Here is a 15,052-nt window from a genome sequence, read left to right on the forward strand (position 1 = left end):
CACGTCGCGGCCGCCGCGTGACCCGCGTCCGCATCGCAGCGCGCGACCAGCGCGCACGGCGCGTCGGTCACGGGCGCCGTGTGACCAGCGCGCCGTCGTGGATGCTGTCGCCGGGGTGGACGATGACCACGTCTCCCTCGTGCAGGCCACTCTGCACCTCGGCCGCGTCGGGGTTCTCGAGGCCCAGGGTGAGCGCGACCTTACGGGCCACGCCGTCGCGCACCACGTAGGCGGCCCACCCGTCACCGTCACGGAAGAGCGCGCTCGACGGAACGCGGAGCACGTCGTCCGCCGCGTCGACCTCGATGCGGGCTTCCACGCGGTAGCCGTCTGCCAGCCCGGCGCGCGCCTCGGGGGTGTCCTGCAGCTCGATCACCACGCGCACGCGCTGCTCCTCCACGCCCAGCGCGCTGCGCGTCGTGAACGCCGAGGGTTCCTTCACGCGCACCCGCCCGTGCAGGCTGCCCTCGCCGCCCCAGCGCACCAGCTCGACCGAGTCGCCGACCTCGACGGCGACGGCCTCCGTGGTGAGCACGTCCACGACCACCTCGAGCCGCCGGGGGTCGCCGATCTCGAGCAGCGGCTGACCCGCCTGCACCACGCCCGCGCTCTCGGCGAAGACGCGGAGTACCACGCCCTCCACGGGCGACAGCAACGGCAAGACGTCTCCGTCCGTGCCCTCACGGCTGAGGGAGGCACGCACCACGCGCACCTCGTGGTCGGCCACGCGCGCGGCGAAGCGGGCGCTCGATAGCGCCTCCTGGGCGCTCGTCGCTTCGTAGTGAGCGCGGTCCACGACGGCGCGCGCCACGCCGCCAGAGTTCACGAGGCCATCCACGCGGGCCTGCTCGCGCTCCGCGAACTGCGCGGCCGTCTCGGCGCGTGCGACCTCGGCCCGCACGCGCGCTTGGCTCGCGACCGCCGCGGCCAGGCTGGCCTCGGCCTGAGCCCGCGCACGGGGGTCCAAGAGGCCCACCTCCATGGCGTTCAGGTGCGCCACCACGTCGTCCGCGGCGACCGCGTCCCCGGGCTCGAGGGCGATGCGCGCGAGCGAGCCCGCGATGGGCGCCGACACGGTGTAGCGGTCGCTGACCCGCGTGCGCCCGTCGTCCTCGACCACGACCACCAGCCGCCCCTGCGTGACCAGCGCCGTATCGACGGGCTGTGGCTTGGGCTGCGAGGCCGTGTAGACGGCGGCCACGAAGCCTACGGCGAGCAGCGCGTAGACGAGGTAGCGGAGGTTGCGGCGGAGGCTTGCGCGTTCACTCATGGGGTCATTCCCTTGTCTTCAGCGTGCCGATCAGGTCGAGCGAGTCGAGCCGACGGCGGACGATGTAGCCCGCCACGAGCGAGGCCACCACAGTGACCACGGCGGCCGTGGCGTAGCTTCCGGAGTCGATCACGGCGGGCATGCGGAAGGCCTCGGGGTCCACGTTGGACATCATGCCGTCCAACATCTTGCGCCCCAGCCACAGCCCGAAGGGCAACGCGAGGCCCACCTGCAGCGTCAGCTCGCCCAGCAGCACCGCGCCGATCTCGGCCTTGGTGAACCCGAGGATGCGCATGGAGGCTAGGTCGCGCTGACGCGCGTTGAGCGTGATGCGCGCGTTGTTGTAGACCACGCCGATGGTGATGGCCGCCGCGAAGAGGGCGATGACCAGCGCAAACACGTCCATCGAGCGGCCGCTCTGCTCGGCGAACTGCCGGATGGCGCGCTTGGCATTGCCCGACGAGCCCACCAACGGCAGCTCGTCGACGCGCGCCTGGACGCTCCCTTCGAGGCGGGCGTCCACGGAGAGCAGGACCTGGTCGATGGTCACCGGCTCGCGCAGCAGGCGGTGCAGCTCCGCCAGGCTCATGTGGCCCGCCATGCCCATCGCCTCGCTCACCACGCCCGCGACCGGAATGTCGAGTGTGCGCCGCGCGCCCGTCAGCGTGCGCACCCGCACGTGCTCTCCCGGTGCCACGCCCAGGCGCTCGGCGAGGATGTCGGTCAGGATCACGCCGTGACGCGGGATGGGCTGCTCGTGCCCTGCCAGGTCACGCAGCGGCCGCAGCCGGTGCGGGTCGGGGTAGCCGTTGATGACCGCCGCCCGCATGCGCGGCCCGGCCTCGAAGCGCACGGGCAGGGCGCGCATCCCCTCCGCGCGTCGCACACCTTCGATCGCGCGGAACGTCGAGAGCTCGGCCTGCGGCACGGGCGAACGCAGGATCACGGTGAGGTCCTCGCGCTGCACGGCGGGCAGCATCTGGTCGATGAGCACCTTCATCGAGTCGGTGATGGACGCGCCAAGCACCAGCAGCCCGACGGAGAGGGCGATGCCCATCACGCTCAGCACGGTGCGCACGGGCTGCCGCACCAGCTCACGTGTGACCATCCGCAGCGAGGGCGACACCACGCGGCGCACCCACATGGGCAGCTGCTGTCCGCCGCGATAGGTGGGAGGCGTCGCGGGGCGCATCGCCTCGGCCGGGGTCATGCGCAGGATGCCGCGCACCGCGCCGAGCCCGCCCACGACACCGGACGCGAGCGCCGTCACGATGGCCATGCCGGCGATGTCCCGGGGGATGGCGAAGGCGAGGCGCGGCAGGTGATAGAAGCCGAGGTACAGCTCCGTCAGGAGGTCGCCCATCAGCGCGCCGAGCAGCAGGCCGAAGACCGCGCCCAGCGCGACGATCACGATCACCAGCTCGAGGTAGTGCCAGGCGATGCTCAGGTCGCGGTAGCCCACCGCCTTGAGGGTGGCGACGATGCCGCGCTGCAGCGCGACGATGCGCGCGAGCACCACGTTCAGCAGGAAGGCCGCCACGGCCAGGAACAGGAACGGCGCGAAGTTGGCCATGCCCTCGAGCTGCGTGAGCTCTTGGTCCAGGTAAAAGTGCGAGGGCTGGCGTGCGAGGCCGTAGGCGCCAGGCGTGCCGTAGGGGTCGAGCAGGCGGTCGACGGCGTCGATGACCGCGGCGGGGCTCTGGTGCGCCTGCAGCTCGAGCACCACGTCGTTGAAGGCCCCCTCGAGCCCCGTGACCGCTGCCAACGCAGGCCGCGGCATCCAGATGACCGCGAAGCGCGCGTCGTCGGGCGCGAAGCTGCCCGCCTGCACCGCGAAGACCCACTCCGGCGAGGTGCCGAGGCCGACGACGCGCAGCGTGCGCTCCTGCCCTTCGATCACGACCGTGAGCGGCGCCCCAGGATGAAGCCTATGCGCGTTCGCGAAGGCCTCGAGCAACAGCACCTCGTCGTCGTGCCCCGGGCGCGGACGTCGGCCGCGGACCAGCCGCACGGCGCCCAGCCGCGCGTCCCCGTCGCGCGGGATGGACACGGCGACTCCGTCGGCCGGGCTGCGCAGGCTCGGCATGGGGACACGCACGCTGGTGGTGATGCGCGTCTGCACGCGGCTCACGCCGGGCAGCTCCGTCAGGCGTGGGGTGACGCTCTCCGGTACGCGCTCGGCGCTCGCGAAGACGTCCCCCATGCGCTGCGCGCCGTAGTAGTGCGTGCGTGCGCTCACGAGCGCGCGGTGCGTCCCGGCCAAGCTGACGAAGGCGCTCACCCCGCAAGCGACCACGACCGCGATGGTGAGGATCGGCCCGCGCAGGTCGCGCAGGTCACGCAGCAGCTTGCGGTGCAGGGGACCGATCACGCGGCGCGTCCCTCCTGCCGTTCGCGCGCAGTCACCAGGACAGGTCCTCGGGGTTCACCTTCGCGAACCCGGTCTCGTTGGTCACCACCTGGCCGTCGGCCACCACGATGCGGCGGTCGGCGATGCTGGCCACGGGCGCGTTGTGCGTGATGATGGCCGTGGTGGTGCCCAGCTCGCGGTTGATCTCGCTCAGCACCGACAGCACGCGCACGCCCGTGTGCGAGTCGAGCGCGCCCGTGGGCTCGTCGCACAGGAGCACGTCGGGGCGCTTGGCGATGGCGCGCGCGATGGCCACGCGCTGCTGCTCGCCACCCGACAGCTGCGCGGGGAAGTGACCTGCGCGCTCGCGCAGCCCGACGCGCTCGAGGGCCTCGTCGGGGCTCATGGCGTGGTCCACCAGGTCGGTCACCAGCTCCACATTCTCGCGCGCCGTGAGGCTGGCCACCAGGTTGTAGAACTGGAACACGAAGCCCACGTGCTCGCGGCGGAAGCGAGTCAGCTCGCTCTGCGTCGCGCGGCTCAGGTCCTTGTCGCGGTAGCGGACCGTGCCCGCGGTGGGCGTGTCGAGCCCGCCCATGATGTTCAGCAGCGTGCTCTTGCCCGAGCCGCTTGCCCCCACCAGCACGGTCATCTCGCCCTCGTGGAGGTCCCAGTCCACCCCGCGTAGGGCGTGCACGTCCACCTCGCCCATGCGGTAGACCTTGGTGACGGCGCGCGCGCTCAGCACCACGCCGTCGGACGGTGCCTTCACAGGCGATGCGGCTCGGGGGCTCATGCGGCGTCTCCCTTGAGGTGTTCCTTGGCCAACGCGAGGAAGCGCTCGCGCGCGGTGGCATGGTCGACCACCGGACGCGGATAGTCACGCCCGAGCGTGACGCCCGCCTGCGAGAGCACGCCTTCGGGCGCCTCGCTGGGCGCGTGGATGTGCTTGCTGGGCATGCGGGCGAGCTCGGGCACGTAGCGGCGCACGTAGTCCCCCTCGGGGTCGAAGCGCGTCCCTTGCAGCGTGGGGTTGAACACGCGGAAGTACGGCTGGGCGTCACAGCCGCAGCCCGCGGACCACTGCCAGCCCGCGTTGTTCTGCGCCCAGTCGCCGTCGGTGAGGTACTTCAGGTAGTGCGCCTCGCCCGCGCGGTACGTGATGAGCAGGTGCTTCGTGAGGAAGCTGGCCGCGATCATGCGCGCGCGGTTGTGTACGTAGCCCTCGGTGAGCAGCTGCCGGGCCGCTGCGTCCACCACGGGGTAGCCCGTACGCCCCTCGGTCCACGCCTGCCACAGCGCGGGCGCTTGCTCGGGGGTCAGCCAGGGGAAGCCCACGAAGCCAGGCCGAAACGGCTCGCGCAGCAGCTCGGGCCGGTCCCACAGCGTGCTGTGTGCGAACTCGCGCCACAGCAGCTCACTCAGGAACTTCTGCCCGGGCTCGGTCTTGCCGTGGGCGCGCTCGATCTCGCTCCACACCTGCCGCACGGAGAGCGTGCCGAACTTGAGGTCCGCGGAGAGGCGGCTGGTGCCCGCCAGGTCCATGCGGTCGCGCTCCGCGGCGTAGCGCGCAGCCCCGTCCAGCCGGAACGCCCGCAGGCGCTGGTTGGCGGCGCGCTCGCCGCCACGCTGGAGGGCGTCGTTGTGCGTGAGGCCCAGCTCGGACAGCGTGGGCAGCGGCTCGCTCGCGACGGCGGCGAGGACGTCGGGGGGCACGGGAGGAAGCGTGCGGGGAGCCGGGATGGGCGCGCCAATCTGGGCCTCGCGATGGAACGCCCGCGCGAACTGGCTGTACACGGCGTAGGGCTTGCCGCCCTGCGTGCGGAGCGTGCCGGGCGGGATGAGGGTCTCGCCCTCGAACAGCTCGAAGCGGGGGCCGAGCGCGGCTGTGACGCGACGGTCGCGCTCGCGCGCAAACGGCTCCACCCAGCGCTGCGCCACCACGTGGTCGATGCGCAGCGCGTCGACCAGCCGTGGGACCACGTCGACGCTGCGTCCGCGCACGACCAGCAGCTGCGAGCCTCGGCGCGCCAGCTCGTCGGCCAGGCCGTGCAGCGACTCCACCAGGAACTGCGCGCGGTGCGGTAGCTGCTGCGCGCGCTCGGGCGCGAAGAAATACGGGTCCACCACGAAGAGGGGCACGACCTCCCCCGCCGCAGCCGCCCACGCGAGCGGTCCATGGTCGCTGACCCGCAGGTCCTTCCCGCGGAACCACACCAGTGTGCGCGTCGGCATGGAGCGGACACTACGCCACGAAGGAAGACTCGCAACCATCCCCGATCGAGGCTAATTTGGGCTCAGTTTCCAATCTCACTGGACACAAATCCCAGCTTGGGGTATCCCCACCTCGTCATGCCCCGCGAGGAGACCGTCCAAATCCGCCACCACAGCGTCGAGCTCGACGCTGTGGCCGTTGGCTTGGAGACGGCCAAGCTCCTCTTTGCGCACCTCGAGCCAGGCTCCGCCGAGGCACAGCACGCGGACCGCGCGCGAGAGATCTACGATCGCATCCGGAAGCTGGCGAGCGACGGCGAGGCGACGGCCACGTCCGAGCGCGCACGCGCCGACACCATGGCGGCCCCCGCGTTCAAGCCCGGCGAGAGCGGCGTGGCCACGAAGGTCCCGCGGCCCGGCTGAGCACGGGCTGTCCGCTCCTGGGCCTCATTCCGCCCCTTGGCCTCAGCAGGCGCCGCGCGCTCTTGGCGGGCCTCCTGTGCCCGTGCTCGTGATACTCGTTGGACGTGCACGAGCTCACCATGCAGACCTTCTGGGGCACGCCGCTGGCTTTGCTCCCCTCCGCGCTGTTGCTGAACTGGGTGGTGCAGCTGCGCGTCGCCGCGCTCTTCCGCGCACGCCGCGAGGGTGAGGCGGGTGCGGACGTGATGGCCCGCGCGCGCTTACTGCGGAAGGCGTGGCTCGCGTCCGGCTTCGCGGTGAGCGCGAGCGCCCTCGCCGCGCTCACCAGCGGGGTGTGCGTGGTGTTTCGTGTCGCGGGGCAGATGCCGCTGTTGGCCATGCAGGCGCTGGCGCTGCTCGCGATGATCTTCACCTCCGCAGCCGCCGCGGTGGAGGGCAGCGCGGCCCTGCGCGCGGTGGTGGAGGCGGAGCGCAGTGCGCCGCACGGCACGGAGCCGGACTGACGCCGCAGCGGGTGTGGCACGCTCACGCCGTGCTGTTCTCGCGTCCACGCGCTCGCCTGCGCACGCTGCTCTCGACACCCGACGAAGCCCACCGTGCGGACGCCGCGCTGCGGGAGGCAGACGCGAGCGCGCTCGCGGAGCTGGCTTGCGACGCCCGTGAGCCCTGGTGGCGGCGGCGCGCCTGTGCACGTGGGCTGACCGGGCGCGCGCCCGAGGCCGCCATGGACGCCATGTGGGAGCGCGTGGCCGACCCCAAGGACACCACCGAGCTGCGGGTGGCGCTGCTGGACGCGCTGGCGTCCACCTGGGGTGCGATGGAGCCGGCGCACGAGGCTCGCCGCGCGCGGGCGCTCGGGTGGCTGCGCGCGTGCACGCCCGAGTCGTCGCCCTACGGCCTGCACGAGGCCGTCGTGCGCGCGCGGGGGCAGCTGGGCGACCTCGAGGCGGCCGACGCGCTCGCAGAGCTGAGCTACGACCCCTGGCGTCACCGAGCGCTCGCCGGCGAGGAGGGCGTGGCCGCGTTGGTGGGCGTTCATGGGCTCGAGGCCGTGCTAACGCGCTGGGGTGCGGACGACCTCGCACAGATGATGCGCCGCGCGCCACAGGCTCGAGCGCGTCACCTGGCCGTGCGCCTGTGCGAAGGGACGGGCGCGCTCGTGGGGCTCGCCCCAGAGGCGGACCACACGGAGGCGCTGCTGCTCGCGCTCGAAGACCCCGCGCCCGCGGTGGCGGACCGCGCGCGACACGCCCTCCGCGCCCGAGCGGTCTCGGCAGACGTCCTCTGGGCGTTCGCCGATGTGCGCCGCGACGCGGTGGTACGCGCCGTCGCCGAGGCCCCACCACCACCACTCGTGGGGCCCGCTGCCGCGGCCGTCTCGGCGCTGGTGCTGCTGCACGATCGGGCTGCGATCGCGGACCACGACCGCAGCGAGGACGGGGCCGTGCAGAAGCGCGACGCCGAGCTCTACGACTGGCTCATGGAGACGGGTCAGCCGATCGTGCCCCTCCCTTCCATCCCTGAGCGCGTCCGCCACGCGGTGCTGCGCGAGTACCTCCCGGGGCAGCGCGAGACCGACCCCCGCTTCCTGCTCGAAGGCATCCTGCTGGCGGTCACGGGCGTCGAGGCCGACCACACCCTGATGCAGCTCGGCCGTGAGGCGCAGCGGGTCCTGCGGGACGCGGGCGTACCCGTCGGCGAGCCCACGCCGGTGGGCGCCGCGCGACAGCAAGGGTACGGCACGTACACGGAGCTCTCCGTCGACGACCGCACGCTCCTGGTGTGCGAGCTCGACCGCTTCGTCCGCTCGTGGGACGCCCTCCCCGACGCGGCCGCGCGTGCCCTCGAATCCGCAGGCTTCACCTTCATCGACGACGACCTGGCCGCGCGTGTGGTGCATGGCCTGCCCGTCTACTTCTTCGGGAGGCGCGAGCCGCTCAGAGTGCACGACCTGCTGTTCTACTGGCAGGACTGACGCCGCCTCACGGGCTGTCGCGCGTCGTGGCCCGCCCGCCGGCCGACCTCACGTGAACACGATCGCGGTCCCCTCGGCCACGCTCACGCGCGCGGCTTCCCACAGCGCAAGGAACACGGTGTGCTCGCGGTGGAAAGGGTTCTCCTCGTCCCAGCCAAGCGCATCGAGACGCGCCGCCTCCGCATCGCTCAGATCGGGGTCGAGCGTCACGCCGAGGTAAGGCGCGACAATGCGCAGCTCGCGCAGCAACCCTTGCGACGACCCGATCAGTCCGCCGCCCGGGACTCCACTGTCGGGCGAGGCAAACACGGGCTCGGCCAGATCGACGGGGACGTATACGCCCTCGGCGTCGGAGTGGCAGAGCAGGTGTGAAGCCAGCATCGCGGACTCGTCCTCCATGCGCTCATGGTCTTCGCTGGTGAGCTGCCCATTGGTCGGTGGCAGGTCGCTCGGCGCCGCGAGCGCCAGCACATAGGCTCGCCGCAGGAAGTGGATGAACGAATAGGGGAACGAGTCCGCGTGCGGTCGCAGGGTGACCTCGACGGCCTCCGGTTCCTCCCACGTGGGCAGCCGCTCGGCGCTCAACGCGCGGTTAACGTTTGCGAGCATGTGCTGTGCCCACTCATAGCCCTCTTCGTCGTTCTCTTTCATGTCGGCGAGGAAGCCGACCGCGATCGCGAGTCCCATACGGACACATCATGCCCGTGCCTGCCTTGGGAAGGCAATCCCGTGGGCCGCACGTCTGGCGCTCCACCGGCGGGCCTCGGCCCCTGCGCCGAGACGCGTCCTACGCGCCGTGCAGCTCGGCGGACAGCGGCGCTTCGGCGACGGCGCGCGCCTCACGCGCGGGCTGGACCAGGTCCGCCGCTTGGAGCGCTCCGCGCCGCGCATACACCGTGTTGAGGAAGTCGCGCACGGCGCGTAGCGTGTGGTGCCCGCGCACCGAACGGAAGATCTCGAACGCGTGCTGCGCGTCGGGGATCTCGGCGTAGCAGACCGGCGCGCGCGACACCTCACGCAGCGTCTCGCTGAAGCGGCGCCCCTCGCCTACGGGCACCAGCGAGTCGTGCGTGCCGTGCACCACCAACCAGGGCGGCGCGTCCGCGCGCACGCGGGCGATGGGCGAGGCGGCCTCGAAGAGCTCCGGTTGCTCGTGGCGCTTGGCCTTCAGCACGGTGCGCTCCACCAAGCCCTCGATGCCACGGTGCGGCCAGTGCCCGAAGCGGTTGGTCAGGTCGTACACGCCGTAGAACGTGACCGCCGCCTGCACGCGTGTGTCGGCCTCTTCGAAGCCCGGCTTGAAGGCGGGGTCGTCCCAGGTGAGCGCGGCGAGGGCCGCCAGGTGCGCGCCCGCCGAGTTGCCGCTGACCGCGACGAACGAGGCGTCCCCGCCGTACTCGTGTGCGTGCGCCTTGGCCCAGGCGATGCCGCGGTTCACGTCGGCGATGTGGTCCGGGAAGGTGGCGCGCGGGCTGAGGCGGTAATCCACGCTGATGCAGACCCAGCCCTCGGCGGCCATGCGGTTGAGCATGGGCAGCGCCTGGAACTCCTTGAAGCCCAGCACCCAGCCGCCGCCGTGCGCGAACACCAGCACGGGCGCGTTCGCGGGCCGGTCCTCGCGGTGGTAGATGTCGGCGCGCAGCTTGCGGCCGCCCACCTCGGCAAACACCACGTTGCGCACGCTGGTGACGCGGCGCTGCTTCATCTGGAACGGTAGCGCGTAGTGACGCAGGCGGACGGGGCCCAGGGTAGGCATGCCCGCGGCCGGATCCAGCGTGAGCGCGACGCCGTCTTCGTCCATGCTGGTCCCGGCGGCAAGCGTCCCATGGACCGCGCCGTGCGCCGCGTCGGCCGCGAGCGCCCCGCGCTGGTGCAGACGCATCAGCGAAGCCCACGAGACCAGACACACCAGCAGGGCCAGCCAGCCGGGCCACTGGTCGAGCGCCCCGTAGTAGACGAAGGCCATGGCCGCCGCGAACTGCCACAGCAGGTGGTGCGCGGCGAGCTCGACGGTGAGCCAGCCTGCGAAGAAGCACGCCGTGGCCCAGGCCGCGGGGCGGCTCGGCGGCCGGTACGCGTTGTAGGTGAACCACGCCCCGACGAGGCTCACGCTCAAGAAGGCCCAGCTCAGCGTGGGTGACATCTCCCCAAGCGTAGGGGTGAACCGGCGCGCGGGCTACCCGTCGCCACGCACTGTGCGATAGTCCCGACCCGATGCCCTTCGAGCCCGTCCGTTCCCCGGCCCGACCGCGCGTGCTGCGCGTGAGCGAGCTCAACCGCGCCGTGCGGCTGAGCCTCGAGGACCGCTTCGGCGACGTGTGGGTCGAAGGCGAGATCACGCAGGCCAAGCGCGCGCCCTCGGGGCACCTCTACTTCAACCTGAGCGACGAGCGCGACCCCGCCCAGGTGTCGTGCGTGATGTTCCGTAGCGACGCCGCCCGCACGCGCGCGACCATCCGCGACGGCGAGCGGGTGCGCGTGCGCGGCCAGCTGACCCTCTACGAGCCCCGCGGCAACTACCAGCTGATGGTGCGCATCGCGGTGCCCGCCGGAGACGGTGAGCTGCGCGCGCGCTTCGAGCTGCTGCGGCGCAAGCTGGCCAGCGAGGGGCTGCTGGACCCGCAACGCAAGCGCCCGCTGCCGCGCCTCCCGCGCACCGTGGGCGTGGTCACCAGCGGCAGCAGCGCCGCCTATCAGGACGTGCTGCGCGTGGCCGGCGAGCGCTGCCCCGTGCGCATCGTGCTGTCGGACTGTCGCGTGCAGGGCGCGGAGGCCCCGGGGTCCATCGTGCGCGCGCTCGCGCGGGTGCAGGCGGAGCCCGACGTGGACGTGGTCATCCTCACGCGCGGCGGTGGCTCGGCCGAGGACCTGTGGTCGTTCAACGACGAGCGCGTGGTGCGCGCGGTCGCCGCGTGCCGTGTGCCCATCGTGGTGGGCGTGGGGCACGAGACGGACGTGACGCTGGCGGAGCTGGTGGCCGATCAGCGCGCCGCCACGCCTTCGAACGCCGCCGAGCTGGTGGTGCCCGCGCGCGACGCGCTGCTGGCCGAGGTGGACGGCTGGCAGCGGCGCTTGATGCGCGCGCTCGAGGCGCGCCTGGACCGCGAGCGCCTGAAGCTGGAGCGCGCCGAGCGCAGGCTGCGCGACCCCCGCAGCGCCCTGGGGCACGCGGAGCGCACGCTGGCGGCGTATCACCGGCGCCTCGAGGACGCCGCGCGGAGGCCGCTCGCTGCGAGGCAGCGTGCGCTCGCCGAGCTGACCGCGCGCCTCGCGCCGCACGACCCCCGCCGCGCGCTCGAGCGGCAACGACGCGACTTCGAGGCGCTCGAGGCCGAGCTGCAGCGCCTGATGACGGCGAAGATCACCCAGGAGCGACGCGCAATCGACCTGCAGCGGGCTGCGCTCGGCCCCGCAGTGAAGCGCGTGCTCGGCGACGCGCAGCACACGCTGGCTCAGCACCTGACGGCGCTCGACGCGCTCTCGCCGCTGCGGGTGCTCTCGCGCGGCTACGCCATCGCCCAACGGGAAGACGGGCGCGCCCTGCGCGACGCAGACGACGTGTCCGTCGGCGACCGCATCTCCGTGCGCGTGGCGCGCGCGCGCCTGCAGGCCGAGGTGCGCGCGGTGCTGCGCGACGACCCGGACGCTCCCCTGCCCGAGAGAGAGACCCCATGACGGCCATCACGTCCGCCACCACGCTGCTCGGCATCTTCGGCTGGCCCGTGCAGCACTCCCGCTCCCCGCTCATGCACCACGCGGCCGCGCAGGCCCTCGGCCTGGACGTCGCGTACATGCCCTTCCCTGTCGCACCGGAGCGGCTGGGCGACGCCGTGCGCGGCATACGCGCCCTCGGGCTGCGCGGTGTGAACGTGACGCTCCCGCACAAGGAGCAGGTCATGGCGTTCTTGGACGACGTCCACCCCGACGCGCGCGCCATCGGCGCGGTGAACACGGTCATCCACGAGCCCGACGGAACGCTGCGCGGCGAGAACACGGACGCCCCTGGGCTCGTGCGCTCGCTCGAAGACGCGCACGTGCCACTGCAAGACGCACGCGTGCTGGTGCTGGGCGCAGGGGGAGCCGCGCGCGCCGCGGTCGTGGGCCTCGCGCGACGCGGTGCCGCCGAGGTGGTCGTGGTAGCCCGCCGTCGCGAGCAGGCCGACGCGCTGGCGGCCGACCTGAACCCTGCGCTGGACGGCCGCGTGCGTCCCCTCGGCGAGGACGACGACGCTGTGCGCGCTGCCTACCAGCAGACCTCGCTCTTGGTGCAAGCCACCAGCGCCACGCTGCACGGCCGACCCGACGCGCAGGCCTTCGCCGACGCGCTCCCGCTCGAGCTGCTGCCCGACGAGGCGCGTGTGGTCGACCTGGTCTATCAACCCCGCGAGACGACGGTCATGCGCCGCGCCGCAGCGCGCGGCCTCGTGTGCGTGGACGGGCTGGGCATGCTGGTGCACCAGGGCGCGCTCGCGTTCGAGCGCTGGACAGGGCACGCGCCGCCCGTGGACGTCATGCAGTGCGCCCTCGAAGCCTCACTGACATAGCCTCAGCGGGGAGATTCTGACATCCTGCGCCAACCAGCGAGCCGCCCCTCCCACGGCCCGCACAAGGATGCCTCGATGTTCGTGCGCTCTCCCCTGCCGACTGTTCTATTGCTCACGGCCAGCCTGTGCGGCGCCTCCCTCGCCTCGTGTGGCGACGGCGGCCCGGGGCCCGCGCCCTCCCTCGACTTCGGCACCTTCGACGCCACCATCGAGGCGTTCCTGACCGAGAACGAGCTCGACGGCGCGAACGTCATCGTCGTGCACCGCGACTGGGGCGTGCTGCACCAGCGTGCCTTCGGGACGTTCGCGCCCGACCGCATCTCGCTGCTCGCCTCTGCGAGTAAGATCATCTCGGCGGGCGTGCTGATGCGTCTCGACGACCTCGGCCTGGTGGACGTCGATGAGCCCATCGCCCAGGTGGGCGCGCAGCAGAACCCTGCGTGGATGCGCGAGCGCACGTTCACGCTCGCACAGATGCTCTCGAACAGCTCGGGCATGGTGGGGCTGATCGACAACCCCACGTACGAGCCGTACCTGTGCCAGTACAGCCTGCTCGGGACGCTGCAGGCGTGCGGGCGCAGCATCTACGAAGCGGACGACTCGGCCGACATCGCCCCGCCCGACACGCGCTTCCGTTACGGCGGGGGGCAGTGGCAACTGGCCGGCGCCATCGCCGAGATCGCGAGCGGGCAGACGTGGGCCGAGTTGGTGCACGACACCTACGTCGAGCCGTGCGAGCTCGGAACGCTGGCCTACACCAACCAGTTCGCGCAGGGCTTCGTCGAAGGAGGTGTGGACGCCGCGCTCAGCTATCCGGACTTCTTCACCGGGGACACGGCGACGCTCACGCCCACACGCAACCCGAGCATCGAGGGCGGTGGGTACACCACGGTCGCCGACTACGGCGAGATCCTGCTGATGCACCTGCGCGGGGGCGTGTGCAGCAACGGCCGCCGCGCGCTCAGCCGTGGCGCCGTCGCGCGCATGCAGGAGGACCGCATCGGCGAGGTCTACGACGGCGACACCATCGACCCGTCGCTGCCTGGCTACGGCTTCGGGTGGTGGGTGAGCCGCGAGGAGCCCGGCGTCGTGGCGGACCTCGGGGCCTACGGCGCGACCCCGTGGTTGGACACGGAGCGCGGCTATGGCGTGATGATCCTGCTCGAGGCCGAGGCCACCTTGGGCGCGGAGATCCGGGTGCTCACGGCCCCCATCCTGAACACGCTGTTCGACGAGGCGCGCTGAACGCGGCGCTCACTCCTCGTCGGCGAGCATCATGAGGCCGAGCGGCGCGCACTCGACCAGGCAGTCTCCGCATGTGTCCGTGCTGTCGAGGCAGGCGTCGCACTCGTTGATGGCGTTCTGCGACTGATCGACGCAGCTCTGGCGGCAGTCGCGCACGCCGAACTCGTCGCCGACGCAGTCTTCGACGTCGGTGCAGATGTCGGTGCAGTCGATGAACTCTTCGGCGCAGCCCGTGGTGTTCAGGGCGAGCAGGGCGATGATGAAGGGCAGTTTGGGCATGGATTCCTCGGGGACGAGTTACGTTCGGTCGGGTCACCTCGACCGCGACTGCCCCGAGCTAGTGCAGCCCGCGTGCCACCTTCGCAAATGGCGCCGCGAGACGGCGCGGCGCGCAGATGATCCGCAGTCTGTCCGCCAATCGCCGGTCTGATGCGGGGCAGGTTGCCCCACGAGGTGCGATACGACACCTCAGCGCGCGTGGAGCGCCCCCGATGACGCGACCATGCCCCCCTACCTTCGGACCCCACTCCCGTAGCATGGTCGTCCACGCGGCGCGCGGCGGCTAGTCGGGCGCGCAGGGGCCGTTGTGGGTCGGCATGGTGACCACGCGCGTCACACGGAACTCCTCGGCCTCTTCCAGCACCTCGACAAACAGCGTGTAGCGTGTCGTGCCATAGGCGTGCACTTCGATGCAGCGCGCCCCCCACTGCACGTGGGTGTGCACGGCCTGGAACGAGCGGCTGTCACGAGCGGCGTTCAACCCGGGGCTGCTCTCCCCGGGTTGCCCGTCGAGCACCGCGAGCGCGTCCCCGGCGGCACGCGTCCGCGCGGTCGGCGCCTCCTGACGTACCTCGTTCAAGAACGCGAGCGCCATGTCGGTCTCGGGCTGGGCGCGGTACTGCGCGAAGCCATACGCCACACCACCCACCACCGCGACGATCGCAGCGAGCCCTAGCAGGCGGTGCGCCATGGGCGCGGGTGGGAGCGCGTCGTCGTCCATACACCGAACAGGGTAGGACGGTTGCCCACCT

General features: G+C 72.1%; 14 protein-coding genes. 6 read left to right on the forward strand and 8 right to left on the reverse strand.

Features of this window, described 5'->3' with window-relative positions; genetic code table 11:
- Positions 1-67: 67 nt before the first annotated feature.
- Genes H6726_00910 through H6726_00925 form a run of 4 tightly spaced genes read right to left on the reverse strand, consistent with a single transcriptional unit; the run spans position 68 to position 5,855 of the window.
- Complete coding sequence (locus H6726_00910) at positions 68-1,270, reverse strand: HlyD family efflux transporter periplasmic adaptor subunit (protein ID MCB9656179.1); 1,203 nt, start codon at positions 1,268-1,270, stop codon at positions 68-70.
- A gap of 4 nt (positions 1,271-1,274) precedes the next feature.
- Positions 1,275-3,641: an ABC transporter permease gene (locus tag H6726_00915; protein MCB9656180.1), complete on the reverse strand. Its 2,367-nt coding sequence runs from the start codon at positions 3,639-3,641 to the stop codon at positions 1,275-1,277.
- Between the two features lie 31 nt (positions 3,642-3,672).
- Positions 3,673-4,416: an ABC transporter ATP-binding protein gene (locus H6726_00920; protein ID MCB9656181.1), complete on the reverse strand. Its 744-nt coding sequence runs from the start codon at positions 4,414-4,416 to the stop codon at positions 3,673-3,675.
- On the reverse strand, positions 4,413-5,855 hold the full coding sequence (locus H6726_00925; GenBank protein ID MCB9656182.1) for a deoxyribodipyrimidine photo-lyase: 1,443 nt from the start codon (positions 5,853-5,855) through the stop codon (positions 4,413-4,415). The genes H6726_00920 and H6726_00925 overlap by 4 nt, the downstream gene beginning before the upstream one ends.
- Before the next feature lie 117 nt (positions 5,856-5,972).
- On the opposite strand from H6726_00925, the gene H6726_00930 reads away from it, so the two are divergent.
- The 3 genes from H6726_00930 (at position 5,973) to H6726_00940 (ending at position 8,232) form a co-directional block, all read left to right on the forward strand.
- Positions 5,973-6,257, forward strand: coding sequence for a hypothetical protein (locus H6726_00930; protein MCB9656183.1), 285 nt, complete (start codon positions 5,973-5,975; stop codon positions 6,255-6,257).
- 104 nt (positions 6,258-6,361) lie between these two features.
- Positions 6,362-6,760: a hypothetical protein gene (locus H6726_00935; GenBank protein MCB9656184.1), complete on the forward strand. Its 399-nt coding sequence runs from the start codon at positions 6,362-6,364 to the stop codon at positions 6,758-6,760.
- 29 nt (positions 6,761-6,789) lie between these two features.
- Entirely contained in the window at positions 6,790-8,232 is a 1,443-nt protein-coding gene (locus H6726_00940; GenBank protein MCB9656185.1) for a hypothetical protein, read from the forward strand.
- A 48-nt stretch (positions 8,233-8,280) separates the two neighbouring features.
- Here the strand turns inward: H6726_00940 and H6726_00945 are convergent, their stop codons facing one another.
- Both H6726_00945 and H6726_00950 read right to left on the reverse strand, forming a co-directional pair.
- Positions 8,281-8,919 (reverse strand): hypothetical protein, encoded by a 639-nt coding sequence (locus H6726_00945; GenBank protein MCB9656186.1) that lies wholly within the window; start codon positions 8,917-8,919, stop codon positions 8,281-8,283.
- 100 nt (positions 8,920-9,019) lie between these two features.
- Positions 9,020-10,375 (reverse strand): alpha/beta hydrolase, encoded by a 1,356-nt coding sequence (locus H6726_00950; protein ID MCB9656187.1) that lies wholly within the window; start codon positions 10,373-10,375, stop codon positions 9,020-9,022.
- Between the two features lie 71 nt (positions 10,376-10,446).
- On the opposite strand from H6726_00950, the gene xseA reads away from it, so the two are divergent.
- From xseA to H6726_00965, 3 genes are all read left to right on the forward strand, one after another.
- Entirely contained in the window at positions 10,447-11,907 is a 1,461-nt protein-coding gene (gene xseA, locus H6726_00955; GenBank protein ID MCB9656188.1) for an exodeoxyribonuclease VII large subunit, read from the forward strand.
- Positions 11,904-12,776, forward strand: coding sequence for a shikimate dehydrogenase (locus H6726_00960; GenBank protein ID MCB9656189.1), 873 nt, complete (start codon positions 11,904-11,906; stop codon positions 12,774-12,776). The genes xseA and H6726_00960 overlap by 4 nt, the downstream gene beginning before the upstream one ends.
- Positions 12,777-12,851: 75 nt before the next feature.
- Complete coding sequence (locus tag H6726_00965) at positions 12,852-14,021, forward strand: beta-lactamase family protein (protein MCB9656190.1); 1,170 nt, start codon at positions 12,852-12,854, stop codon at positions 14,019-14,021.
- 9 nt (positions 14,022-14,030) lie between these two features.
- Here the strand turns inward: H6726_00965 and H6726_00970 are convergent, their stop codons facing one another.
- Positions 14,031-14,300 (reverse strand): hypothetical protein, encoded by a 270-nt coding sequence (locus H6726_00970; protein MCB9656191.1) that lies wholly within the window; start codon positions 14,298-14,300, stop codon positions 14,031-14,033.
- A 283-nt stretch (positions 14,301-14,583) separates the two neighbouring features.
- Positions 14,584-15,021: a hypothetical protein gene (locus H6726_00975; GenBank protein ID MCB9656192.1), complete on the reverse strand. Its 438-nt coding sequence runs from the start codon at positions 15,019-15,021 to the stop codon at positions 14,584-14,586.
- Between the last annotated feature and the right edge of the window lie 31 nt (positions 15,022-15,052).

It is taken from the genome of Sandaracinaceae bacterium, from assembly GCA_020633055.1.
Taxonomy (GTDB): Bacteria; Myxococcota_A; Polyangia; order Polyangiales; family Houyiibacteriaceae; genus JADJJE01.